This window comes from Bacillus sp. FSL M8-0063 (genome assembly GCF_038005545.1).
Classification (GTDB): domain Bacteria; phylum Bacillota; class Bacilli; order Bacillales; family Bacillaceae_G; genus Bacillus_A; species Bacillus_A wiedmannii.
This window is the reverse complement of sequence record NZ_JBBOTJ010000001.1, coordinates 2,884,159-2,908,013: the sequence shown is the minus strand read 5'-3', so window position 1 is coordinate 2,908,013 and position 23,855 is coordinate 2,884,159. Positions and strand designations below refer to the sequence as shown.

The following is a 23,855-nucleotide window of genomic DNA, read 5'->3' as shown; positions in this document are numbered from 1 at the left end:
GTTCAATATTTTTGATAAGACTTTATTTCAAAGCTACAGAAATACATGGCAATGACAGGGATTTCAAAATTACTTGGAAAACTTCCATAACATTCTATTCTATAAAGGACTAGTTGAATTCTCGATATGATTGAACTTAAGGATACATAAAGCTTATATGTTATATTGAGCAAACACATTTTAAAAAGATGTTTTAGTAACTATTTTTTATCATTTTAGCCAAGAAAACTCCTTTCTCAATGAGCGTGAAGGGTTACAGCCCAGTGAGTAGGTGGGAGATGAATTGGCTTCGAACAAGGGATGGCAGGAAGCCATCTTAATTGTTCGACATACATAAAGATTATCGTTTTTGCACCAGAACCGATATCCCTATATTTATCTGTCCATTTGGTAAGGCATCGAATAAACCTTATGTATACCACTGCGATTCCTGATAACTTACATATAGAGGTATCACTCAATATAACAAAAATGTAATGTTAATGAAATGTAATTCCACCGATACTATTAATGAAATTATATAAAATGAAGGAGAGTTAAAGAATTTTTATAATGAAAAAGGAGAAGTATTAATGCGAAATATATTAAATGTAGAAAAAATCGAAAAATATTATGGTAATAAAGATAATGTTACAAAGGCTATAGATAATATTAGTTTTAAGGTAGATGAGGGAGAATTTGTTGGGATAATGGGCCCCTCAGGAAGCGGAAAAACTACATTACTTAACTGTATATCAACTATTGATAATGTTACTACGGGAAAAATAATAATCAATAATAGTGACATTACTCGGTTAAAATCAAAGTCACTAGATAAGTTTAGACAAAATGAATTAGGGTTTGTATTTCAGGACTTTAATTTATTAGATACCCTTACTGCTTATGAAAATATTGCCCTAGCGTTAACTATAAAAGGTGAGGAAAGTTCAAAAATTGATGGCAAAATACAAGCTGTTGCAAAATATTTAGACATTGAACAAGTATTAAGCAAATACCCTTATCAAATATCAGGCGGACAAAAACAAAGGGTTGCTTCGGCAAGAGCTATCGTAACAGATCCATCTTTAGTACTTGCAGATGAACCAACAGGATCGCTAGATTCTAAATCAGCTAGATTATTACTCGAAAGATTTGAAAGTCTTAATAGGGATTTAAAAGCTACAATACTTATGGTTACTCATGATGCATTTACAGCAAGCTATGCTCGTAGAATTCTTTTTATTAAAGATGGAAAAATATTTATTGAGTTGGTAAGAGGGAATGATTCTAGAAAAGAATTCTTTACTAAAATTATCGAAGTTATAACCCTTCTTGGAGGTGACGATAATAATGTACTCTAAGATTGCTATTGGGAATGTAAAGAAAAGTTTTAAAGATTATGCAATATATTTCTTAACACTAACACTGGCTGTTTGTATATTTTATAGCTTTAACTCAATAGAATCACAAAAGGCACTTATGGAAATTAACGCTTCAGATAGAAAGTATGTGCCTACAGTAATGAACGCTATCTCAAATGTGTCAGTATTTGTATCCGTAATATTAGGTGGTTTAATATTGTATGCAAATAATTTCTTAATTAAAAAACGTAAAAAAGAATTAGGAATATACATGACTTTAGGTATGGGAAGAAGAAACATATCCAGAATATTAGTAACAGAGACATTTCTAGTTGGCGTTATATCTTTAGTGAGTGGACTTATAATAGGTATTGGAGTATCGCAGGGGTTATCTACATTTGCATTAAAGCTATTTGACTTGCCCATCAATAAATATAAATTTGCAATTTCAACAGGTGCTATAGGTAAAAGCGTATTATACTTTGGAATCATGTTTTTACTTGTTATGTTATTTAATGTATATGTTGTTTCTAAATACAAAATAATTGATTTGTTAACAGCAGGTAGAAAAAACGAAGATGTAAAATTTAGAAATCCTCTTATCTATGTAATCACATTTATTATGTGTGTAGCATCACTTGGATATGCATATGTGACTGTACTAAAAATCGGATTGAATTTTACTAATCCTATGCTCGTGGTATCAATCATTCTTGGCATATTAGGTACATTGCTGTTTTTCTTTAGTTTATCTGGATTTATATTATATGTTGTAAAGAAGAATAAAAAAGTCTATTTTAAAGGTTTAAATATATTTATCATCAAACAAATAAATAGTAAGGTTAATACAAATTTTATATCCATGTCTGTAATTTGTTTAATGTTATTCCTTACAATGGTGGCTTTATCTACAGGAATCAGCTTTAACAGAATGATGGACGCCACAACGAAAGAAATAACACCATTTGATGCCAGTATTACGTTGGAGAATAAGGATGAAAGTTACACTATAGAAGAAGTATTAAATAAAGCTAATTTTAAAATAAGTAATAACGAAAAATATGTATCTTATAATGTATATCGAACAGGGATGGAAGTGGTGGACTTTGTACCAGAAGGTAAAGATTATAATAACGATATAGATTTCATTAAAGTATCTGATTATAATAAAATTTTAAATCTTAAAGGTGAAAAGGAAATCACTTTAAATAACAATGAAATTTTACTTTTATCAAATGAAAGCCGGTTGGCTAATTCGACAAATGAAAGATTAAAAAATAGCAATAAGGTGAATATTAAAGAAAAAGAATATTTGGTAAAAAACGCTAAAGTTATACAAGAGAATCTTTACACTTATGATGTGCGAACTAATTACTTCACAATCGTTATAAATGATGAGTTTTTATCAGGCTACAAAATTACTGAATCCGTACTTAATGTAAATTATTTAGATGGAAATAGAGAAGAATATAATAAAAAATATGATAACGTTGCACGGGGCTTTTATGACGAAAATGGCCCGAAATTAAATATTAATCGTATAGCAGGCAAATCAAAGGATGAAGTTTGTGCAGGAAGTAAGGGATTGAAAACTATCGTACTGTTTATTGGGATATATATAGGTATTGTATTTTTAATAACGAGTATGGCTGTATTAGCTCTTCAACAATTATCAGAAGCCAGTGATAGCATAGATCGATATAAATCTTTGAAGAGAATTGGTTCAAACGGAACAATGATCGACAAAACGATTTTCATTCAAACGTTCGTATACTTTAGTCTTCCAGTTTTTCTTGCCATAATTCATTCTATAGTTGGAATTTATGTAGTCAATTATTATATTAACAGATTTCAACAAACAGACATTATTTTACCAGCATTGATGACGGGCTTAGTATTTCTTGTAGTTTATGTAGTATATTTCTACACGACATATGTCGGTTATAAAAATATTGTAAAAAGTAATACTTGATTTTATAATGCTTATTAGGGCTATTACACTTTGTTTCTCAAGATGTAATAGCCTTATATTCTGTATAGGGAGGGAAAAGTCATGAAAAAAATCATTCTGATTGAAGATGACGAAATCATCAGAGAAGAATTACAACATTTTTTTATAAAGTATGGATATGAAGTAAAGGCTCCCACAGATTTTAATCATATTATCAAACATATAGAAAGTGAGAATGTAGACCTTATATTACTAGACATAAATCTTCCTGTGTTCGATGGCTATTATATATGCAGAGAAATACGTAAAACTTCAGATGTTCCAATCATCATGGTTACAAGCAGAGATAGTGATGTAGATGAACTAATAAGTATGAATTTAGGAGCAGATGATTTTATAACAAAGCCTTATAATACAGAAATACTATTAGCAAGAGTAACAAACATTTTAAGAAGAACATCTGGAGATTTAAAGACGAATCATATCTTAATTTATAGAGATTTTAATTTAAATCTCTCAAATGCAACAGTTACTTATCAAGACAAGTCTGTAGAGTTAACTAAAAATGAAGTTAAAATACTCTCATGCTTAATAAATAATCGCGGATATATTGTAAAAAGAGATTCACTCATAGAAACCTTATGGAAATCTGATTATTTTGTGGATGATAGCACCTTAACTGTTAATATAAATAGATTAAGAAAAAAGCTTGAAGAGATAGGTATAGAAAATCCAATTGCAACAAGAAGAAGCTTAGGGTATATAATGCCATGAATATAGGTGAATTTATTAAAGATAAAATGGTAGTAATACTATTTAATGTACTGTTATTTATTATACTAGCAGGTATATTGCTGACTGTGAATGTTCAGTTCATTATAATATTCTTTGTCTTTTGTATTTGGTTTTTTCCATTGATTATATATATGGCTATAGAATTTATAAAATGTAAAAATTATTATAATGAGATTAATGGCATATTAGAAAAGTTGGAGAAAAAATACCTACTTCCAGAGGTAGTAAAGGAATCAAACTTTATACATGGGGAAAAGCTTAACGCTATACTGAAAGAAGTAAGTAGAGATATGCATGAAAATGTAAAATATTATAGAGATATGCAATCGGATTATAGGGAATATATAGAAACATGGGTACATGAAATTAAGACGCCGATAGCTTCTACAAAGCTAATAATTGAAAATAATCAAAATGAAGTAACTAATAAAATAGACTCCCAATTGGATCGAATCGAAGGGTTTGTAGAACAGGTGCTGTATTATTCTCGAAGCAATAATGTCGGTAAGGACTATATTATAAAACCAATCAACCTTGATGATGTAGTAAGAACTGTAATTAAAAGAAATTATAGAGATTTTATTCATAAGAGAATAAAATTAGATATACAGGATATTGATGAGATTGTATATAGTGATGGGAAATGGATTGAATTTATTATTAATCAAATAATAGGAAATTCCATAAAGTACTCAAATAACAAAAAATCAATGATACGTATATATTCAATTAAGAAAGCTAACTCAGTAATAGTAACCATAGAGGACAATGGAGTAGGGATAATACCTAAAGATATAAATAGAGTTTTCGAAAAAGGATTTACTGGAGAGAATGGAAGGAGATTTAGCAAAAGTACAGGAATGGGCTTGTATCTATGCGAAAAACTGTGTTCAAAATTAGGATTGAAAATTGGCATTGAATCTGAAATGAATAAAGGAACTAGAGTTACATTAATATTTCCTTTATCAGGTATGGTAACTTTTGAGTCTTATTTATAAAGAAATGCTGCCATCTTCCCACGAATCTCATATGATACTTATGAACAAATGTAAAACGGTATGAAAAGAGTAGAAATTCTATTCTTTTCATACCGTTTGTATTATTTAGCCAATTAATGTATTGGTATATTTAATTAAAGGCTATGCTCTTTATCCATTTCATACAATATAAAAAAACACCCGCGATTGTTCGAGGGTGTTACTTCGCCTGTTTAAACTTCTACAGTAAAACAGGGTCCGATTATGTTCATATGCAGGTGAGACATGTCTATCGTCTCTTTATTGTAAACCTACCAACGAAAAAACAAGAAACAACATACTGAATAAAGTGATACCATTATCCTTAAGATAATGTTCATAATATACTGCTAAACTGTACACAATTCATTAGAATCCATCTGTTTTTAATTAACTTTCCTTTGAATACACCAGTACTACGCCCTTTTTAGACAATGTAATATCTTTATGCTTTAGATACACAACATGGTAGATTTGAAGTACTTAATAAAAAGGGGAAACATCAGGGAGAAGTAGGCTTTAATTTAAACTCAACAAAACCTGAGGACAAATCTGGGGGGCATATTTTTGTTTGCATTATTGTGTTCTAACGAGGATTATATTGTAAATAGAAGGTCTTTTAATTACCTTATCAAGTTATTTTTTGTTAGTTAGAAGCAGGCATAAGAAAATTACATAGATATATTGCGAAAATGTAGTATGTAAGATTGCATCAATAAAATGGTTGCAATTCTGGCCAACCTGTAACTATAATAGTTACAGGTTGGCCGATACCAATCAAACAAATACAATTATCATGAATGGAGATGTTATAGAATGGGTATGAAAAAATTAATTTTAGCAGGTGCTTTAGGATTCGCAGCATTATCAGGAACAAATCTACCAGGATTAGAAGCAACAAAAGCGAGTGCAGCTTCTATTGAAACGAATTTCTCGACGTTAGAAGGACGCGTAGTAGAAGTGGACCATGGTGTGATTGTTGTGAAATCTAAACAATACGAAGAACCAGTTAGTGTGTATATAGAAAATCTTTCAAATGTGAAAGTAGGAGACGAAGTAAAAGCAACTGGATCTATGATGCGTAACTTCACGGAATATATGGTTGCAACAGAAGTTGAGAATACGACAAACAAATTAGGTATGCATTTAAAAGAAAATGGCTCACCTGATTATGTGATTGGTGAAGTATCAGAAGTAGGTACGATGGAAGACAGTGCGACTACATATGTCGTAGTTGAGTATCCATCACAAAATGGGGAGAAAGATGTTATTGACGTGTTCTTAACAAAGGGGCAAGTATTTAAAACGGGTGAGAAAGTGAAAATTGATATGAAGTATGTAGGTTGGGGCGGCATTTCTATTAATTACAACACAGTTGATCATATCGAAAAAGTGCATGAGATAAACAATAGCACTCAAAATAATGATGATGTGTGGATTTGGTCTTAATAAGATTAGTAATATTAGAATCGAAACAGTAAGACGTACTTATGTTGTAAAATCTATACTGAAGTGAGTATGGATTATAAAATTTATTTCGAATAAAGCAAAAGAGAGGAGTCTATTCTATGACTTCTCTCTTTTGCTTTATTCGAACTTTGTTTGAGTCTATTTATATGACCATATTTAAGCAAGAATAGCTTTTAAAATTGACACTTTGTTTGTAGTAAATAATACATAATTTTGTTTTACAGTTCTAATTAATATACGATCAGTTGTCCCATATGCTGTTCCGATACGGATTGCACTTGGTTCTTCAACACCCGCATAGGTATCATCTTCGGCAACCTCGATTACATCACGTAATGGAATCGTGACCTCCGCAAATTGCCATGAAATAATTAACTCTTCTTTTTTTTTTTTGACATCAATACCTAGCATTATACCAAGACCTTTCTATAATAGAATGCTACACTTCTTATCTTATTATACAAATTTTTAGATTATATTTCTACATGTATGAATAGAGCGGATATTTTAAGGGTGCCAAAAGAACGGGAAGATATACTATCAATCTATTAAGGAATACGTTATGAAGAAAAGTTCACAGGGAATTAATATGGATTTGATATGGTTGAAGTATGATGAATGAGTAACAGTAACAGTAACAGTAACAGTAACAGTAACAGTAACAGTAACAGTAACAGTTGCAGGAAGGAAATGAATGATGAGACTTAAATTAGTAGGAACCTTAACTTGTATAGTAGTAATGTTAGGTATCTTTATCATTTATACCAATATATCTATTGGTAAAGAACCATATAAGACAAACTATGAAACTAGTGAAAACTCCATAAATAAAGAAAAAAATAGTAAGCAAAATAGGACTTCAAATAAGATAGCAAGTTCTTTTGCTAGTGTACAGGCTGTAGTAAATAAGGAATATGGTTTACCCGAAGACTATATGCCAGAGGATTTAGTTGTACCAAATGTACCGTTCTCATTTAGTGGAACGGTAGAAAAGAGTCATCTTCGTAAAGAAGCAGCAGAAGCGTTAGAAAAACTATTCCTTTTAGCTAAGCAAGATGAGATCCAGTTGAATGCTGTTTCAGGATTTCGTTCCTATGAGTATCAAAAAGGCCTGTATGCCAACAATGTTAAAAAGAAAGGGCAAGAGCATACGGATCGCTTCTCTGCAAAGCCAGGGCATAGTGAACATCAAACAGGATTAACGATGGATGTTTCTTCTAAAAGTGCAAACAATGAGCTAGAGCTAGCCTTTGCAAATACGAAGGAAGGAAAATGGCTAAAAGATAACGCACATCGTGCAGGATTTATCATCCGTTATCCAAAAGGTAAAGAGAATATTACTGGATATGCTTATGAGCCTTGGCATGTACGCTACGTAGGAGATATTGCTAAAAATATATATAAAGAAAAACTAACTTTAGAAGAATATATGAATCTGTGAAAATAGAATTGAAGAGTTAAACTGTATTCATTGTTTATGAATGCTACTTTTTCTATTAAAAAGCCTAATTTCTCAATGTTTTGTAGAGAAATTAGTTTTTTTCATTACTTTATTAGAGTTTTTTAGGCTTCGTTCGTTGGTATACTTCACACAATATTATAAAGGAAATAGAACTTACTGAAGATAACATATGAATGTTTTATAAATGTATCAAAAAAGTGAACAAAATCGTTATTTTGCACAACAAGGTAGCCAGCTTAATGAAATAACTGCTTGTAAAAAAAGAAGCCCTACAGGAAATATTACAGGGCTTCACCAAGTTGAGTTATGTCGTATTCAAAAGGGATTTTAACATGATATTTGTGTTGAATAAACTGGTAAATGTGTCCAAGTAATTTGGAGCTATTTTATAAAAAAAGAGAAGCGCTTAATCAGGACGCTCCTCTTAATGCCAATACACAATAACTATCCCATTATACTGTATAAGCGTAAAATATTTAACAATTACCTTCGTGGTAAATATTTCATTTTGCCTTAGTACCTTAAAATCACGAAAAAAGGTTCCGCTGTTTCCAACAGAACCTTTCCTAAAGTGGCAAAGAGTAACTCTTACCTTACTCTTTGTTCATATACTACAGGAGTGCTAATGAAAATCCAAGGCTCCTTATATTGAAAAATAAAGAAGAATCATTATAAAAAATTTTATCTTTTTTCATAAATAAAAGAGCAGCTAGCAAAAACTAACTGCTCAATACAAGGAGATACAGAGAAAACTAAATGGATTTTGGCATACAGCCTATCAACATTATGGACATAATATTGATTTTTATTCGAAGGAATTCATGTTTTACAAATCAGATTATGATAGTCGATATTCTCCATATTGACCAGAAAAGAACCAAGAATTCTAGTGAAATTCCAAGTGTTCTTTTCCTAGTTTTTTGAAATTCTTTTACTAAATAGCCAATAGCGCTAATTGCTAGAAGAATGAAAAGAATAAGTTCTAGTGTAACTGGCATTTGATCTACTCCTAATCAATTATTTTAATTTATTATATAATGATTATAAGATATTTTTTGTGGTTAGTGGTGAGAAATTTAACAAAACCATCTCTTTACAAAAAAAAGGTCCTGTTGTTTCCAACAGAACCTTTCCTAAAATGGCAAAGAGTAACTCTTACCTTACTCTTTGTTCATATACTACAGGAGTTTTAATGAAAATCCAAGGCTCCTTATATTGAGAAATAAAGAAGAATCATTCTAAAGAATCTTATCTTTGTTATAAATAAAAGAGCAGTTAGCAAAAACTAACTGCTCATCTCCAAGGGGGAACAAAGAGAAAAATCTAATGTCATCTATATTATTGACGGAATATTGAGTTTTACTCATAAAAAACTACGTTTAACTTAATGCATAACCCACAATCAAAGTTAGTGTTAAAAACACTGATAATAACAATGTTAGTAAGACTGTTGCTACACTCCTAAGCATCGCAATCCAATTATTCATCTTAGAAAATCCTATAATGCCAGCAAAAAAAGTTCCTATTGTTAAAACTAGTAATATAAATAAAGGGTGAATGTGTAATGAATCCGTGAAAAATTTGAATAATTCAAGTGGAATTTCAAAATATAAACGGAATAGTCCAACGCAAATCAAAGAGCATATAAAGGACCATAGATTGAGGTTATGCTTCATAGCTTTCTCCTATGTTTTCAAAATAGTTTTACTCAATATTAATGGGAAATAAAAGAAAAAGATAGAGGTTATAAATTAGAATCAATTTTTTAACAAAATAATCCTTTTAATAAAAAGCGAGGAATAACAATGGGACATGAATGCTTTTTTCTTTGTTATATAGAAATTATACATTAAACATATATTTATAAGCGCTGTTACGACAGGCTAAGGAATAGTAATAAAAAGATGAGGCCAATGAAACCGTATAAAAACCAAAAGAATCCTAAGATGGGGAATGTTTTATGAAAATTAAGCATGGTAAACCTCCTTGGGTATATAGAGGATTATAATATATCGTTGGTCTATTTAGAAGAAAAAACATAAATTAGTACACATTAAACGTGAATTTGAACAAAATGGACATTTTAAAGTAGCGAATGCGCTGCTTTTTTATTTTATCAAATAAATTGTTCTTGAGTAGAAATGAAAATAGGGGGTTGCCTTAAACATTTATTATTAATCAAGAATATGAGTATAGAAACAGGTCTAAATTCTGTAATGGTGGAGGGGATTGTTATGGACATAACTCAAAGTGTGGTAAGAATAGTGGTTAATGGGAAAGACCTTCCGTTCACTTCAGTTCAAACCTCTGCATGGAATCATGGACCTGTAAATGATTTAATCGTTTCGACGAATCAGAGAATGAATGAGCTTTATCAATTCATGTGGTCACAAGTACCAGTTACGATCTCGGTGTATTTTCTTCAAGGGGCGGACTTAATGAGATTCGCTAGGATCGCTGGAATTAATGAACGTGTAACGGGAGAATATATATATCATTTCATTTGGGGATAAGAAGAATTCAAAGTAGCTTAACAGCTGCTTTTTTATTTTGCATAGAAAAAGGAACCATAATAGGCTCCATAATTTGATTCAGAAGTTGTGTAGTTTTTCTTGATGATATCTTTTATGTTGATAATTAAGGATATAAGGAATCCAGCAGCTAGGATACCGTTTACCCAGTAATATGTATTCCCGGATGTAAATGTATTATAAAAGGAATCGATATTATAATACACTAAGCCTGCTGAAATGACGGTAGAGATTACTAACGTACCAAAACTTTTCATGACGCGGTCCTGTTATTCTGAAAATTTAGACTTTAGATACAGTTATACATTTAAATAAAAAGGTTTACAAAGGAATTACCATAAGGAGGAGTTATAACGATTTTCTTCCAATTGATGGTTTTTATTTTTGAAAAAATAACTATTTTATAAAAAAAAATTTTTTGACCCCCATAAAATTATTTGTTCCTTCGAATATATGTAAAGTAGAAGAAAATAAATGAAAGAAAAAGCTAAAATTACCAAAAATATAGCGAAGAGTTATTCAAAGATTGCGGCTAAAATAGAAAAGAGCAAGTGGTATTGCAAAAGAAAACAAGAAAGCAGTACAAAATACAGACTTCACTTTAGTACAAGTGGAAAAAATAGTCATATAAAAAATCGGCCTCGAAAAATATGAGTAATAGCAAGTAGACAAGCCCAAAGAAAAGTACTAAGAAAATGTGGTTAAATGGTCACTTGTTTAGTGGTCATTTTGCTATTTGAAGCAGAAGGAGGCTGGAAGATTACTAGTGTTGAGTTTAGTAATGAAGATCCTAAGAAAACCGAAAATAGAAGATATCGTATATAACATACAAAACAACGGAGGAGATAAGGAAGCATTTATCGTACAGTATCAGCCTTTTATTAGAAAATCCATATCGTCTGTCTGTCGCCGATATATTACAGAACAGGATGATGAATATAGTATTGGACTGTTTGCGTTTAACGAAGCAATTGAACAGTATTCATATAAAAGAGGGAAATCTTTTCTAGCGTTTGCTGATCTTCTTATAAAAAGAGATGTAATTGACTATATACGTAAGGAGTCTAAGCATAACTTTGTCTTTTTAAAAGAAGATGAGCAAGAGGAAATGTTAGAAATGCAAGTATCGCTTACGGAGTATATGAAAGAAATCGAAAATAGTAACCGTAAGGAGGAAATTCTTCATTTTCAAAGTGTGTTAGCTGAGTTTAAAATTACATTTTCAGAGCTTGCTAAAGAATCTCCTAAGCATCGTGATACGCGTGAGCACCTAATAGAAATTGTGAAGATTATTATAAAAGAAGAGGAAATGATGGAAGAGCTGTTCCGTAAGAAAAGATTACCCCTAAAACATATTGAACCACTTGTTAGGGTAAGTCGTAAAACGTTGGAACGACATAGAAAATACATTATTGCGATGAGTATTATTTTTGCAAACAACTATACATACATTCTTGATTATATAAGAGGGGAAAAGCATGATGAATAAAGGAATTGTGATGGATATAAAAAAGCATAACGTAGTTGTTTTGACTCCAAATGGAGAGTTTATTACATTTAAAAGAAAAGCGCACCCATACATGATAGGAGAGGAAATCTCGTTTAACAAACAAGAACAAAGAGCGTCGCGTTTTTCCATACCACCTTTCTTAAAGCCTACAACAGTAATTGTTGCTGGTTTTCTATGCGTATTGCTGTTTTTTTACAATCAACCAGAAGAAAAAGTGTTTGCTTATGTCTCAGTTGATATAAATCCAAGTTTAGAGGCGAGCGTAACGAAGGATCTTCGTGTTATAGATTTGCGGGCTCGTAATGATGATGGAAGGCGTATTTTACAAGAAATGAAAAGATGGGAAAATAAACATCTGCAAGACGTAATACGTACGATTATAAAGCAAAGTCAAGAGGATAAGTATTTAACGAATGATAAGCAAGTTATGCTAACAGCTGTTGCAAAGGACAAGTTGCTAGAACCACAGTTGCAAAAGGTTATGCAGGAATTAAAGAAAGAGTATGAGATAAAACATGTTACAGTCGAATATCAAAGCAGTACGATGCAAATGCGGGAGGATGCCGAGAAAGCAGGAGTTGGAACGGGCGTTTATATAAAACAAGAGAATGAGAAGAAAAAATCGCTTACTCCATCTGAAACGCCGTCTAATCAAGAACAACAAAAGTCGTCTTCTGATGCATCATCGGACGCATCTCCTGTAAAAGAAGAAAGTAACGAGAAGAAAGAGTATATAGAACAAAAGCAATCTAAGGAACAACAACCGAAGCAGATAAAAGGAAATAATAGGCACCAGCAAGAGAATAACGGAAGAGGCTCGCAAGGGAATAATGGGCACCAGCAAGAGAATAACGGAAGAGGTTCGCAAGGAAATAATGGGCACCAGCAAGAGAATAACGGAAGAGGTTCGCAAGGAAATAATGGGCATCAGCAAGAGAATAACGGAAGAGGTTCGCAAGGAAATAATGTGAATCAGCAAGGGAATAACGGAAGAGGATCACAAGGAAATAATGCGAAGCAGCAAGGGAATAACGGAAGAGGATCACAAGGAAATAATGCGAAGCAGCAAGAGAATAACGGGAGAGGCTCGCAAGGGAATAATGGAAATAAGCAAGAGAATAACGGAAGAGGGTCCCAAGGAAATAATGTGAATCAGCAAGAGAACAACGGAAGAGGTTCGCAAGGAAATAATGGACACCAGCAAGAGAACAACGGAAGAGGTTCGCAAGGAAATAATGGACACCAGCAAGAGAACAACGGAAGAGGTTCGCAAGGAAATAATGGACACCAGCAAGAGAACAACGGAAGAGGTTCCCAAGGGAATAATGGAAATCAGCAAGAGAAGAATGGCAGAGGGTCTCAGTAAGGAAGGCTCCTACCACATAATATTTAGTGAAAGAAAATCTATAGAATATTGAACGGAGGAGAGATTCCTTCCATCTGAAGATATTTTTTAACATTTTTTTAAAATGACGGACATAAAATCGTATATCCTTTCGAATTATATATATGGATATCATTAATGTTTATATAAAAGGGGAGAAAAAATATGAAAGAAATGTATGAAGAAATCACTGAAATATTGAAGGTATTAGCACATCCTGTCCGTTTATCATTAGTAAAAATAATGCTTGCAAAAGGTCCTATTAACGTAACGACAATGTATGAAATGTTACAAATGCCTCAAAGTACAATTAGTCAACATTTATCTAAACTAAAAGCTACGAAAGTCGTTACAGGTACTCGGAAAGGGTTAGAAATTTATTATGAGGTAACTGACAATCGCACAAAATCAATACTAGCATGTTTAGTTTAAATACTGATTGTCTAGACATTAAGAAGAGGATGCTAAAGTAAGTTTATGACTACAATTTTTAAGATTTTATACAAAAGTAATATGTATAAGTGTGTGTGATTTTCTTACTAACATAAGTTGTATGTAGACTGGTTATTAATTTGTTATACTTCTTAATTAGCTTATTTTATTTATTTAATAATATTGTATGATCTTCACCTTGTTAAATTTAATATTATTTTATTAAAAATTAGTAAGGTGAAGGATTATTTATGTACACATGAAATATTTTATAAAGAGTACGACTTTACTCCAAAGTTACATTTTTAGTTTTTTCATCTATAGATCTAATACTAAAGGGAAAATAACTGAAATATAAATGTAATTGAAAGGAGTGGAATAACAATGGAGGTAAGCCTTTTTTTAGGTTTTTTTTGGGGATGGGTAACGGTTATCATCACAGGAATACTTTTTGTGCGACCATCTGTACTACGTGAACTGAAAAAATTAGTGGTAGAAGACAGAGGATTTGGAATTATGTATGGCTTTCTATCAATTTTCCTAGGATTAGGTACTGTTATCCTGCATAATGTTTGGACACTTAATTGGCAGGGACTCATTACACTGATTGCATGGCTCGCACTATTAAAAGGGATTTATGTAATTGCATATCCTGAACCATCCAAGAAAACCGATTTCGAAGTAAGGGTACTATCTACTCGTATAGTGCTTGCTATCCTTGGTGCTTTATCTTTATGGATGCTTATAATACTTTATATGAAATAGAGACAAATATTTATGATCATGAGAGTATGTAGGTGGGGAGTTTTGGGTAGTCCTTTGGAACGGGATTTTATAGTTAACTGTAAATGTAGTGTTTCTTCCCCTGTAGATATGTTTTTATAAATAGTGAGATGGGCAAAACGAAGAGAGTCCTAAATAAATAGGATTCTCTTCGTTTTATAAAAGTGAATTTATCTTATATCACTAATACAATTGATAATCATTTTTCTGGACTATTCGCAATTATCTACCTTGTTATACTCAATGTCGGCTATGTGACCATCCGGTCGAATCAAAACGGTATCTATATTTTTTAACTTGGGATCTTGTATTTCTCCTACTATCACCTTTATGTGTGAATCAATATTTATTTTATTTATCTTATCTATATAAGAAGGGTGTATTAATAAGATAAATTTACCATCCTGCATTAATTCAAAGAGTCTATAACTTTTCTTATTTAGAGAAGAAATAGTGAGATTTGTACATCTTTTTCCTATCAATGGATGCCTTTCTGTATCGTGCATCGACGAATACATTATCCCTAAGCCACTTACATACCCCGAGATAAATCGTGATTTATCTCGGGGTATGTAAGTAGGTGCGAAAATAAATCCCTTAATTCCATTCCTGCGTTTGAAAAGTTTATCATTAATTGTTCTTGCGCTTGTACTTCCTTGAAAAATTGTTTTCCCACAACATGTCTTTCAATATGATAACTTTCTAATAGGCTTTCATATTTTTTTTGTTTTATTGCGAGTCCTAATTTCCAGCCTATATTAAAAGCATCTTGTAGACCTACATTTAAACCTTGTCCTCCAGCAGGGAAATGAATATGTGCTGCATCCCCTGCTAAGAATACACGCTTATGTTGATAAGTATTTGCTAGTTTGGTTGCATTACCAAAACGAGAAAGCCATATTGTGCTCTTAATTTGAAGATGTTCACCTGTAATACTATAAATACTATCTATAAACTCTTTTTCTGTAACAGCAACATGAACAGGTATTGTCTGATTTTTAGGATCAACAATTGCAAAACGAAATACATCAGGTTTAATAGGTACCATCATTAATATCCCATTTATATTAGAAGTAGATAAAAATGGAGTATCTGGTATATCTTCTAAAATAACATCACCTAATATAGCAGTAGTTGTTGTGTTTGTTCCATTAAACGGTATATTTGATAATTCACGAACTATACTTCTTGCTCCATCAGCTCCTATTACATATGGAACTTCTATTTTATATATTGTTTCTCTTTGTTCTATTTTTAGTTGTACGAATGTTTCATATTGTTTTAAGTCTTTCAGAGTATGCCCGCGTTTAATGATTACACCTAATTCTAATGCATGTTCTTCTAATATTTCTTCTGTAATAGATTGGGGAATAAAAAGTGTATATGGAAAATCAGTATTTAAATTTTTAAAGTTTAATCTTGTATCTAAGGCAGCAAAATGACTTGTATTTAATTTCTTTCCTCTAGCTAAAAATCTATCTGCAATACCTCTCATAGCCATCAATTCTAAGGAGCGGGGGTGTAGTGTGAGTGCTCTAGAATTTCGTACCCTGTCTAATCTTCTCTCTAAAACAACAACTTTTACGCCTTGGATAGCTAATTCACATGCTGCCATAAGTCCAACTGGACCACCACCAACTACCGCTACATCATAATAATTGTCCATATCATGCCCTCCATTTATTTAATTGTTTAAGAGCTAATGTGAAAAATTGTAAATAGATTTATAAATGCTATCTATTGTACATATATAAGTATACTTCATTTTAGTTTCCTTAGAAACTAAAATGAAGTTCCTAGGAGAAGTCTACATAGTAAGTGTGTAGTTAAAGCTATATAGCGTGTCTACAGCAGTAGCCATTGGGTAGCATTGATATGTAATGGCGTTTGCATTAAAAGCTGCAGCTTCTTCTGCTTGTGCTATTTTTGCTAAAAATGCTACTGTTGTAGTTCCATGTGGGAGTTGTAAAGGTCTTTCCGCTATTCGTAGTTTTAATGAAGTAGTAGTGGTTTTAACTCGACTTCAAATAATTCGCTTTCAATTTCATTAAGTGCATACATTGATACAGGATGTGGAGAGGTATTAGATAAGACTTGTGATGAAAGAAGTTCTCCTGATGATGAGTAAAATGTAACAAACACTTGTGAAAATGGAGGGACCATAATGATTACACGGCCAGTTTTTTGTAACGTATTAACCAACTCCAAAATAATATAGTTTTATAAAAATCAAAAAACAATAGATAAATATAAAGATATTATTATGGGTACTTTTCCGATAGTGAATTAAGAAAATTAATAAACTCTTTATTTTATTGTAAATAATGTAAGAGCACACAAATATGCGTGCTCTTAGAATAGAAAGGTAGTTTTCTATGAGTAGGGAGTCCCCATACAATAAAATATGCTTGTCCAATTTAAATGTGAGAAGTTTTTTAATAAAAACGCTATTTGGTAAGTCTATGTAAAAAAACGTCTTGTACAGGCACTCTTTGCAAAGTATTTTGTCTGCAGTCATAATTTTTAAAGTTGATGAGAGCTGTTATCCGACTAATAAAACTAGCCATTAAGCTCCCAAAAAAGAAACCCCATCGACCAGTTACTAGAGCGACAGTTAAGAAAAGAGTGGTATTAAAATAATCATTATTCAAGATGTTCCTTTATATGAAGTGAATTCCGAAAACAGGACACAATTGTAGTCCATCTATCACTTATGATTGCTGTTAATTATATGGAGCATGTAGAACTAGGATTGTAGAAAGTCCTGATATTTGTGCATATTCCACTTCAGATTATTATACCGGTAATTTATATTTGTTATTGCTATAATTCGCAAAAGGATACATTCATAAGGGGATATTTTAAAGGATTAGCGGTGATCAATATATATATAGTGTTAAATGCAGTGATGATGTTTTACTATGACTATGAGATAACCCGTATTTTTCTAGTCATAATAAAACCACATCTCAAATTGTCGACTGTATGTCTAACAACTAGGATGCGGTTCAATTAATAAAAAGTGTCCGAGTTAAATATAAGGTAAAAAGTATAGGATACTTTTGTTATAAAGAGTATTTATAGATGAATGTTATTGTTTTTTACTTTTGAAAGATTTGAGGTTCTAAATTACGAGTTGTTGGAGTACCTCTAATATAAAATTTCAATAGAAATATTGAACTACTAATATGAATGTATCAGATTTAATAAAGATGGTAATGTTCTGTTAGTCATGTAATCTTTTCATTTGATGATCTTTTCCCCATTCACATAGTTCATCCATAATTTGCATTAAAGATTTCCCGTATTCGCTTATTGTGTACTCAACCTTTGGTGGTACTTCTTGATATACAGTACGATGGATAATCCCATCAGCTTCAAGTTGCCGAAGTTGTTGAGTCAGAACTTTTTGCGTAATGTTTGAGATTTCTCTTCGGATTTCATTTGTTCGCATTTTTCCATCCATCAAAACACATAAAATATGAACTTTCCATTTTCCGCCGATTACATCGAGTGTCGTTGCAATTGGGCAGTCTTCATTTTGATTCATATAACACCTCCACAGGTACTTTAAGGTTCCTATAGCACTTTAAAGTACGTACTTTTCAATTATATGTGACTCATTCATACTAATACGTAAAGGGTTGATTAATTTATAAAGGGGATGGAAGATGATGAAAACACTTGTAATTGTAGCACATCCTGATATTGAAAAATCAAAAATTAATAAAAGATGGATTGAAGAAATTGAGAAATATTCGGATGAAATTACGGTGCATGAATTGTATAAAGTGGCACCGAATTGGGAGTTTAATGTGGAAGAGGAACAAAAGTTGTTAGTAGAACACGACCGATATATATTTCAATTTCCACTCTACTGGTACAGCTCACCACCATTATTGAAAAAATGGTTTGACGATGTATTAACATATGGATTTGCGTACGGATCAAAAGGGGATAAAGTGAAGGGAAAAGAGTTTGGTGTAGCTATTTCTATAGGTGGATTAGAAAAAGACTATGAAAATAGCGGAATTACAATGGATGAGTTAACGAAACCATTTCAAGCTACTTGCTTATATACAGATATGAAATTTATACCTTCATTTTATTTATATGGTGCCGAATATAAATTAAGTGATGAAGAGATTGATAAAAGTGCACCGGAGTATGTGCGCTATGTGATGAATAAGGAGTATTCTAATATATAAGAGGCAATAGCCATTTACTTGTTAAGTAGATGGCTATTTTTAGTGAATTTATATTCACTAAGTGTAATCTTTAGTAAATTAATAGTTAATCTGGTAAAATAAAAAACCTAACATATATAAAGGGGAGTTTTACTTGAGAACGATGCAAAAATTATTACAAAAAAGAGCAATGCAATCACCAAATTTGGAAGCGCTTGTAGGCGGAGAGAAACGGTATTCGTTTCAGCAGTATAATGAACGAGTAAATCAGCTTGCACATTATTTGTTACATAATGGTGTGCAAAGAGGCGATCGTATAGGAATACTATGCAAAAATAATCACCTGTTTCCAAGCGTTATGATGGCAAGTTTAAAAATTGGAGCGGTATGTATTCCGCTAAATCATCAGCTTACTGTTTATGAACTAGAAACGATTGTAAAAGAAGCGAAATTAAAAGTGTTAGTTATTGATGAAGAATTTAGTGAAGTTTTATTAAAGATTGATGCTGTTAAAGAAATTCCTTATGTAATGAAAACGACAGAAGAAGGTTTTGGTTCGTTTGAATTAACATTACAAGAACAGCCAAGTACAGAGCCGAACGTAGAAGTTCATGAAGATGATGATGCGATTTACTTATTTACTTCAGGAACGACTGGACAGGCAAAAGCATGTGTAATTGGACATAAAAACTTACATCATTATTTTACTGAAATTGCGGGGCAAAGAGAATTTCCTGCAGGTGAACGCTTTTTATCCGTGCATCCATTATTTCATATGAGTGGCGTGCTTTCTATTTTAAATTGTATTTATCATGGTGTTACGATGATTTTCTTAGCTGATTCGAATCCTACTCTAATTTGGGATAAGATTGAAGAAGAGAAAATTACGACGATGCTTGCGTTCCCAGCTGTTTATAGCTACATGCTGGATGAGCTAAATAAAAAGGAACGAAACATTTCAACTTTTAAAGTAGCGCAAAGTGGTGGTACAAAAGTGCCAGAAACCCTCATTCAAAAATATATGGAAAAAGGAATATATATGGTGCAAGGATATGGGAGTACAGAAGGTTGGGTTGTAACTTCATGGCATCCAATGATGGGAAAAGAAAAGATGTCTTCTGTAGGGAAAACACTGAAACATGTAGAGCTGAAAATTGTTCATCCAGAAACAGGTGATGAACTAACAACAAATGAAATTGGAGAGATTCATGTAAGAAGTCCATACATGTTTAAAGGGTATTGGAATAATGAAAAGGCGACAAAGAAGGTAGTAAAAGATAGTTGGTTTAACATGGGCGATGCTGGCATGATAGATGATGACGGATTCCTGCATATTATGGGAAGATATAAAGACGTTATCATACGCGGTGGTGACAACGTATATCCAGATCAAGTAGAAGATGTTATTCATGAAATACATGGTGTTTTAGAAGTTGCAGTAGTTGGGGTTTCAGATGACTTTTGGGGAGAGATTCCGACAGCGTACATTGTAAAAGACATGCAAACGTCTTTAACGGAAGAAGAAATTATACAGCATTGTAAAGGAAAATTAGCAAGTTATAAAATACCCGAAGTTGTATTTATGGAAAAATTACCGAAAAATGCTTTAGGGAAAGTGTTGAAGAGGGAATTAAGGGAAGATGTACTTGTAAAATAAAAAGTTATTAGATGATGAGAAATCCAGTTATGCAGTGAGCATGACTGGATTTTTACTTGTAAAGAACATAATAATTTACTAGATTTTGTATTTCTTGTAAGATAATAAAGAATATTCAATCATTAATTAAAGGAAGAGATATAAATGAAGCTGCCGCTATTACAAGTAGAGACAGAGAGACTTATGATTCGTCAGTTCCAAAAAAATGATTATGAAAGTTGGTTAGATAGATTTCGAATGCGGTTACCAGCTCAGTATAAATACGATGATGGCTATCATGATATGTCGTCTTCAACAAAAGAATGGTTCACGGAATGGATAAGAGGTTTTGATGAAGCAGCGCATCGAGATGAGATGTATGTATTAGGTATTTTTCGTAAAGAAGATGGGGCTAATATTGGAAAGCTAGAGCTAATAAAAATTTTACGTATGGACTATCAATGGGCGATGATGGGCTATTCCATACATAATCAATACTGGAAAAATGGATATGGCATGGAAAGTGTGAAAGCTGCGTTATCGTTATTTTTTAATAGTCTTCATTTTCATAGAATTGAATTACATATACATGTTGATAATGAGCCATCCATTCGTCTTGCGGAACGAGCAGGTTTTTCTTTTGAATGCAAGAGAGAGGCGTTTTCTTTAGAGAATGGTAAGTGGATGGATTTTCTTATTTATTTTAAAAATAAGGAGATGGAAAAATGAGAGTTCTAATTACAGGTGGAAATCGTGGATTAGAGTTACAGTTAGTAAAAGTATTTCATGAACATGGGCATATCGTTTATCCGTTAGTTAGAACTGAGGTTGCGGTTACGCAATTGAAGCAAATGTTTAGTTGTAGATGTTTTCCTATAATGGCAGACTTATCGATTGATGAGAGTACGGAGCGAATTAAGAACCAGCTTAAGGAATATACGGAGCATATTGATCTAGTTATAAATAACGCTGGAATTACTGGAAAGGAGACTGAGATTTTACATACGAATTCAGAAGAGTTAACAGACTTATTTAATATTCATTGCTTAGGTGTAATTCGAGCTGTAAAAGGTACCTATGTGGCTTTAGCTAAATCGGATCATCCGAGAATAATAAATGTGTCCTCTCGATTAGGATCATTACATAAAATGGCGAACAAAGAATTTCCGCAAGGTCAGTTCTCATATTCCTATCGAATTGCTAAAGCTGCACAAAATATGTTAACACTCTGCTTACAACAAGAGTTTGAGAATAAAGGAATTCGTGTAACGGCAATTCATCCTGGGAAATTAAAGACTGACATTGGTGCCTTTGATGCGAATATGACTCCGGCTGAAGGAGCGCAAAATATATTTGATTGGGTAATCGATTCAAATGAGGATGTTTCAGGGAAGTTTATTGAGCCGGGTGTAGGGGAATTGAAGTGGTGAAGTACGATCTTACAGTTGTTCAAAGTTTATTTGGTCCTTCAAAAAAAGTATTAAATGGTTTACCAAATGCAGTAACGATTGAAGAGATAGAAGAAGATATTTTTTATAACGTACAAACTTATAAAGAGAAGATAAGTAGATTTGAAGAAATTTGTTTTAACTGGGAGTTAAAAAGAGCGAGTATTGTATTAAACAAAAGGTTTAGTAGTTATAACTCAAGTGCGAGGGTGTTACTTGATGCGGATTTTTCTTTACATGCAGCAAAGATAGAAGTGTGTAGAGGGTTAGACAATGTAGAGGCGCTTAACAAACGATTTACATACGGTTCAATAGAAGAGACGTTATCGGAAAAAGAATTTAAATACATTTGGGAGCAATGTATGGCGGATTCAGGAAATCAAACTTCAATTTTAAATATTGATGAGCATTTTTATTCAGTGCAAACGGAGATAGGTAAAGGTTGGGAAAAGTCATGCATTGTTTTTTATAATGAAAATGATCCAATTGGTTTGTCCATACCGCATATAGAGTCTGGAACGGAAAATGAAGGACGATTATTTTACTTTGGGGTAATGCCTCATTATCGTGGGAAAGGAATCTCTTCCCAACTGCATCTTCAATCGTTACATATGTTAAAGGAAATGGGTGCTACTTATTACATCGGAAGCACACATACTTCAAATGAAAAGATGCAGAAGATATTTTGGAGAAATAATTGTTCGGTGAAAACGGAGATAGAGCTTTATTATAAAATTTTTAAAGAAGGTTAGGAGAAAAGAAAATGAAGAACATAAACGTATTTCATTACGACGCATTTACGAATAGACCAAATATGGGTAATCCAGCAGGTGTTGTATTAGAGGCAGATGGATTAACGGAAGAGGAGATGCAGCATATTGCTGAAAAAGTTGGATTTAACGAAACGTCTTTCGTTCTTTCTTCAAAAGTAGCAGATATAAGAATGCGCTATTTTACACCTCGTTTTGAAATGGATGTATGTGGTCATGGGACAGTTGGGACAATATTTGCCTTGCGTGAAAGAGGTTTATTAGAAGAGAAAACAAATTTTACGATTGAAACGAAGGCAGGAATTTTACCAATACAAATAGATGTAAATGATAAGGGAGAAGCCTTTATTAAAATGAGGCAGGCAGCACCTCAGTTTAAAGATTTTGCAGGTTCAAAAGGTGAATTAGCTCATAGCATTGGTTTGGACGTAAAGGATTTAGATGTAAGTTTACCGATTGTATATGGAAGTACGGGGAACTGGACTGTAATTGTACCGGTGAAAAATCTAGATGTATGTGAGAAGATGAAGCCTAACAATGAAGTGTTTCCATCGGTATTAAAAGAAATACCTAACGTTTCTATTCATCCAGTTTGTTTAGAAACTTATGATGAGCAGGCACAAATGCATGGGCGCCATTTCTCATTGGCTTATGCGGGAACGATTGAAGATCCAGTGACAGGAACGGCTTCAGGTGTGATGGGAGCGTACTATGCGATGTATGTGGAGAAAGATTTTGACCATGAAATGGAGTTAATCGTTGAACAAGGACAGGAAATGAATAAAGATGGTCGTGTAACCGTATATGTAACGAAAGATGGAGAAAATAAGAGATTACAAATAGATATTGCTGGAACAGCGGTGTATGTGAATGAGTTTGAAGTTTCAATATAAAAGAAGAAAGCCCGGCATATAGCCAGGGCTTTACGTTATCTGTTCAACACTTCAATATACGAAGCATCTCCAGTCGTTCTTAAAGCAGAGCGGAAATTGTTGTTTTCTAATGTTTTAGCGACTTGTTGTAACTGCTGTGCATCATCATGATGGATAAGTAAGCTGTCAGCACCGCTTTCTTCTATATGAATGTGTTCGACATTTCCAATGGCATCATGTACTGCTTTTAAAAATTCAGGTTTCATAT

Annotated in this window: 22 protein-coding genes and 1 pseudogene; 17 read left to right on the top strand and 6 right to left on the bottom strand. The window is 32.5% G+C overall.

Annotation, left to right across the window (positions count from 1 at the left end; translation table 11 throughout):
- Positions 1–572 precede the first annotated feature (572 nt).
- The 5 genes from MKX31_RS14670 (at position 573) to MKX31_RS14650 (ending at position 6,551) form a co-directional block, all read left to right on the top strand.
- Positions 573–1,340 (top strand): ABC transporter ATP-binding protein, encoded by a 768-nt coding sequence (locus MKX31_RS14670; RefSeq protein ID WP_064475912.1) that lies wholly within the window; start codon positions 573–575, stop codon positions 1,338–1,340.
- A complete protein-coding gene (locus MKX31_RS14665) occupies positions 1,330–3,312 on the top strand; it encodes an FtsX-like permease family protein (protein WP_000286987.1) in 1,983 nt (660 codons plus the stop codon). The genes MKX31_RS14670 and MKX31_RS14665 overlap by 11 nt, the downstream gene beginning before the upstream one ends.
- An 81-nt stretch (positions 3,313–3,393) precedes the next feature.
- Positions 3,394–4,065 carry a response regulator transcription factor gene (locus tag MKX31_RS14660; RefSeq protein WP_000720526.1) on the top strand — a complete coding sequence of 224 codons (672 nt, stop codon included), beginning with the start codon at positions 3,394–3,396 and terminating at the stop codon, positions 4,063–4,065.
- Complete coding sequence (locus tag MKX31_RS14655; RefSeq protein WP_064475911.1) at positions 4,062–5,084, top strand: sensor histidine kinase; 1,023 nt, start codon at positions 4,062–4,064, stop codon at positions 5,082–5,084. The genes MKX31_RS14660 and MKX31_RS14655 overlap by 4 nt, the downstream gene beginning before the upstream one ends.
- Before the next feature lie 834 nt (positions 5,085–5,918).
- Entirely contained in the window at positions 5,919–6,551 is a 633-nt protein-coding gene (locus tag MKX31_RS14650; protein ID WP_064475910.1) for an ATP F0F1 synthase subunit alpha, read from the top strand.
- A 177-nt stretch (positions 6,552–6,728) separates the two neighbouring features.
- On the opposite strand, the gene MKX31_RS14645 is transcribed toward MKX31_RS14650, so the two are convergent.
- Positions 6,729–6,983: a SunI/YnzG family protein gene (locus MKX31_RS14645; RefSeq protein WP_064475909.1), complete on the bottom strand. Its 255-nt coding sequence runs from the start codon at positions 6,981–6,983 to the stop codon at positions 6,729–6,731.
- Positions 6,984–7,269: 286 nt separating this feature from the next.
- On the opposite strand from MKX31_RS14645, the gene MKX31_RS14640 reads away from it, so the two are divergent.
- A complete protein-coding gene (locus MKX31_RS14640; RefSeq protein ID WP_088047176.1) occupies positions 7,270–8,013 on the top strand; it encodes a M15 family metallopeptidase in 744 nt (247 codons plus the stop codon).
- A gap of 1,400 nt (positions 8,014–9,413) precedes the next feature.
- On the opposite strand, the gene MKX31_RS14635 is transcribed toward MKX31_RS14640, so the two are convergent.
- Positions 9,414–9,710, bottom strand: coding sequence for a hypothetical protein (locus MKX31_RS14635; RefSeq protein WP_002142559.1), 297 nt, complete (start codon positions 9,708–9,710; stop codon positions 9,414–9,416).
- Positions 9,711–10,268: 558 nt separating this feature from the next.
- Here MKX31_RS14635 and MKX31_RS14630 point away from each other — a divergent pair.
- Positions 10,269–10,547 (top strand): hypothetical protein, encoded by a 279-nt coding sequence (locus MKX31_RS14630; RefSeq protein WP_229135873.1) that lies wholly within the window; start codon positions 10,269–10,271, stop codon positions 10,545–10,547.
- 32 nt (positions 10,548–10,579) lie between these two features.
- On the opposite strand, the gene MKX31_RS14625 is transcribed toward MKX31_RS14630, so the two are convergent.
- Positions 10,580–10,822 (bottom strand): hypothetical protein, encoded by a 243-nt coding sequence (locus MKX31_RS14625; RefSeq protein WP_081257307.1) that lies wholly within the window; start codon positions 10,820–10,822, stop codon positions 10,580–10,582.
- 509 nt (positions 10,823–11,331) lie between these two features.
- On the opposite strand from MKX31_RS14625, the gene sigI reads away from it, so the two are divergent.
- From sigI to MKX31_RS14605, 4 genes are all read left to right on the top strand, one after another.
- Positions 11,332–12,054, top strand: a complete 723-nt coding sequence (sigI, locus tag MKX31_RS14620) for an RNA polymerase sigma factor SigI (protein ID WP_048543735.1) — start codon at positions 11,332–11,334, stop codon at positions 12,052–12,054.
- Positions 12,047–13,441 (top strand): anti-sigma-I factor RsgI family protein, encoded by a 1,395-nt coding sequence (locus tag MKX31_RS14615; protein WP_340981041.1) that lies wholly within the window; start codon positions 12,047–12,049, stop codon positions 13,439–13,441. The genes sigI and MKX31_RS14615 overlap by 8 nt, the downstream gene beginning before the upstream one ends.
- A 183-nt stretch (positions 13,442–13,624) precedes the next feature.
- Positions 13,625–13,891 carry an ArsR/SmtB family transcription factor gene (locus tag MKX31_RS14610; RefSeq protein WP_048560064.1) on the top strand — a complete coding sequence of 89 codons (267 nt, stop codon included), beginning with the start codon at positions 13,625–13,627 and terminating at the stop codon, positions 13,889–13,891.
- Positions 13,892–14,275: 384 nt separating this feature from the next.
- On the top strand, positions 14,276–14,656 hold the full coding sequence (locus tag MKX31_RS14605) for a hypothetical protein (RefSeq protein WP_088047110.1): 381 nt from the start codon (positions 14,276–14,278) through the stop codon (positions 14,654–14,656).
- Between the two features lie 230 nt (positions 14,657–14,886).
- Here the strand turns inward: MKX31_RS14605 and MKX31_RS14600 are convergent.
- Both MKX31_RS14600 and MKX31_RS14595 read right to left on the bottom strand, forming a co-directional pair.
- Positions 14,887–16,340: pseudogene (locus tag MKX31_RS14600) on the bottom strand (FAD-dependent oxidoreductase).
- Positions 16,341–17,900: 1,560 nt separating this feature from the next.
- Positions 17,901–18,224 carry a winged helix-turn-helix transcriptional regulator gene (locus tag MKX31_RS14595; protein ID WP_064475902.1) on the bottom strand — a complete coding sequence of 108 codons (324 nt, stop codon included), beginning with the start codon at positions 18,222–18,224 and terminating at the stop codon, positions 17,901–17,903.
- 124 nt (positions 18,225–18,348) lie between these two features.
- Here MKX31_RS14595 and MKX31_RS14590 point away from each other — a divergent pair, with 124 nt between their 5' ends.
- From MKX31_RS14590 to MKX31_RS14565, 6 genes are all read left to right on the top strand, one after another.
- Positions 18,349–18,882 carry an NAD(P)H-dependent oxidoreductase gene (locus MKX31_RS14590; protein ID WP_064475984.1) on the top strand — a complete coding sequence of 178 codons (534 nt, stop codon included), beginning with the start codon at positions 18,349–18,351 and terminating at the stop codon, positions 18,880–18,882.
- Between the two features lie 133 nt (positions 18,883–19,015).
- Positions 19,016–20,518: a class I adenylate-forming enzyme family protein gene (locus MKX31_RS14585; protein ID WP_064475901.1), complete on the top strand. Its 1,503-nt coding sequence runs from the start codon at positions 19,016–19,018 to the stop codon at positions 20,516–20,518.
- Positions 20,519–20,662: 144 nt separating this feature from the next.
- Complete coding sequence (locus MKX31_RS14580) at positions 20,663–21,226, top strand: GNAT family N-acetyltransferase (RefSeq protein ID WP_340981040.1); 564 nt, start codon at positions 20,663–20,665, stop codon at positions 21,224–21,226.
- Positions 21,223–21,927: an SDR family NAD(P)-dependent oxidoreductase gene (locus MKX31_RS14575; RefSeq protein WP_098111746.1), complete on the top strand. Its 705-nt coding sequence runs from the start codon at positions 21,223–21,225 to the stop codon at positions 21,925–21,927. Before MKX31_RS14580 ends, MKX31_RS14575 begins: the two co-directional genes overlap by 4 nt.
- Positions 21,924–22,697: a GNAT family N-acetyltransferase gene (locus MKX31_RS14570; RefSeq protein ID WP_340981039.1), complete on the top strand. Its 774-nt coding sequence runs from the start codon at positions 21,924–21,926 to the stop codon at positions 22,695–22,697. Before MKX31_RS14575 ends, MKX31_RS14570 begins: the two co-directional genes overlap by 4 nt.
- Positions 22,698–22,708: 11 nt before the next feature.
- On the top strand, positions 22,709–23,608 hold the full coding sequence (locus MKX31_RS14565; RefSeq protein WP_340981038.1) for a PhzF family phenazine biosynthesis isomerase: 900 nt from the start codon (positions 22,709–22,711) through the stop codon (positions 23,606–23,608).
- 35 nt (positions 23,609–23,643) lie between these two features.
- On the opposite strand, the gene MKX31_RS14560 is transcribed toward MKX31_RS14565, so the two are convergent.
- A complete protein-coding gene (locus MKX31_RS14560) occupies positions 23,644–23,853 on the bottom strand; it encodes a hypothetical protein (RefSeq protein WP_000801653.1) in 210 nt (69 codons plus the stop codon).
- Between the last annotated feature and the right edge of the window lie 2 nt (positions 23,854–23,855).